The 332-nt window shown below is 78.6% G+C and carries 1 pseudogene; it reads left to right on the forward strand.

The features are described 5' to 3' along the window. Positions 1-332: pseudogene (locus tag GTP77_RS29955) on the forward strand (hypothetical protein); the annotation flags it as partial.

A 332-nucleotide genomic window follows, 5' to 3' on the forward strand; every position in this document is an offset into this window, starting at 1 on the left:
TACACCGCCAGCGCCGCACCGTCGGCGGCGCCAACGGCCGCCCCGTCCGCCGCGCCGGCTTCGGCCCCCACCTATTCCGCCGTGCCGACGTCCGCGCCCACAGCCGCCCCGACGGCAGCGGTGCAATTGGCGGCCCAGCAAGCCGCGCGCGAACAGCGCGCCGCCTACCTGGCCGCCACCGCCGCGCCGACCTCCGCACCCAGCGCCGCCCCCGCCGCACAGGCCGCCATTCCGGCCGCCCTGCAGCAAGCGGCCGACCAGCTGCTGCAAGGCCAGCAGCGCACCACCATCCAGCGCGCCGACCTGGGCACCATCAGCGGCGCGGCCCTGGC

The sequence above is a fragment of the Pseudoduganella aquatica genome, assembly GCF_009857595.1.
Taxonomy (GTDB): Bacteria; Pseudomonadota; Gammaproteobacteria; order Burkholderiales; family Burkholderiaceae_D; genus Rugamonas; species Rugamonas aquatica_A.